Source organism: Streptomyces sp. NPDC000878 (assembly GCF_053599695.1).
Genome location: NZ_JBSFMT010000188.1, coordinates 1 through 1,461, shown reverse-complemented (window position 1 = coordinate 1,461; position 1,461 = coordinate 1). Strand labels below are relative to the sequence as shown.

Here is a 1,461-nt window from a genome sequence, read left to right as displayed (position 1 = left end):
CCCACCTGGGGCGTCTACAGCGGCTACGAACTCTGCGAGAACACCCCCCTACGGGCGGGCAGCGAAGAATACCTGGACTCCGAGAAATACCAACTCCGGCCCAGGGACTGGGAATCGGCCGAGCGGAACGGGCTGTCGATTGCCCCGCTCATCACCGCCCTCAACCGGATCAGACGCGACCATCCCGCCCTGCACCGGCTCAGGAATCTGCACTTCCACCGGACCGACAACGACGCGGTGATCGCGTACAGCAAGCGCACCGGCGACGACACGGTTCTGGTGGTCGTGAACCTCGACCCTCATCACACCCAGGAGGCGACGGTCTCGTTGGACATGCCGCAACTCGGCCTGGACGAGCGGGAAGACGAACAGCATTCCCTTGCGGTGCATGACGAGTTGAGCGGCGAGACCTACCACTGGGGCCGGACCAATTACGTACGTCTGGAGCCAGGCAGGGCGCCCTCGCACGTCTTTCACCTGCTGCGGTACTCGACTGGAGGCCAGTAACGCCGTGACCGTCAACGATCCCGTCCCGGACACCTTCGAGGACACTCCCGCCAAGGACCGGGACCCCGAGTGGTTCAAACGCGCCGTCTTCTACGAGGTCCTCGTCCGCTCCTTCCAGGACAGCAACGGCGACGGAGTCGGCGACCTCAAGGGCATCACGGCCAAACTCGACTACCTCCAGTGGCTCGGCATCGACTGCCTCTGGCTCCCACCCTTCTTCAAATCCCCCCTCCGCGACGGCGGTTACGACGTCTCCGACTACACCGCCGTCCTCCCCGAGTTCGGTGACCTCGCCGACTTCGTCGAGTTCGTCGACGCCGCCCACCAACGCGGCATGCGCGTCATCATCGACTTCGTCATGAACCACACCAGCGACGAACATCCCTGGTTCCAGGAATCCAGGAACAACCCCGAAGGCCCCTACGGCGACTACTACGTCTGGGCCGACGACGACCAACAGTTCCAGGACGCGCGGATCATCTTCGTCGACACCGAGGCCTCCAACTGGACCTTCGACCCCGTCCGCAAGCAGTACTACTGGCACCGCTTCTTCTCCCACCAACCGGACCTCAACTACGACAACCCGGCGGTACAGGAGGAAATTCTCGCGGCTCTCCGATTCTGGCTGGACCTCGGAATCGACGGCTTCCGTCTCGATGCAGTTCCTTACCTCTACCAGGCCGAGGGCACCAACTGCGAGAACCTCCCGGCGACGCACGACTTCCTCAAGCACGTGCGCAAGGAGATCGACGCCCACTACCCGGACACGGTGCTGCTGGCGGAGGCGAACCAGTGGCCCGAGGACGTCGTCGACTACTTCGGCGACTACCGCAGCGGCGGCGACGAATGCCACATGGCATTCCACTTCCCGGTCATGCCACGCATCTTCATGGCCGTCCGCAGGGAGTCCCGCTATCCGGTCTCGGAGATCCTCGCCAAGACCCCCGCCATTCC

At 63.9% G+C, this 1,461-nt stretch carries 2 protein-coding genes; both read left to right on the top strand.

Translation table 11 applies throughout. The annotated features are described in order from the left end of the window. A partial coding sequence (locus ACWDR4_RS50090; RefSeq protein ID WP_450418869.1) for an alpha-glucosidase C-terminal domain-containing protein occupies positions 1-507 on the top strand: 507 nt, incomplete at its 5' end. A 4-nt stretch (positions 508-511) separates the two neighbouring features. Next, a partial coding sequence (locus ACWDR4_RS50085; protein ID WP_450418867.1) for an alpha-amylase family glycosyl hydrolase occupies positions 512-1,461 on the top strand: 950 nt, incomplete at its 3' end.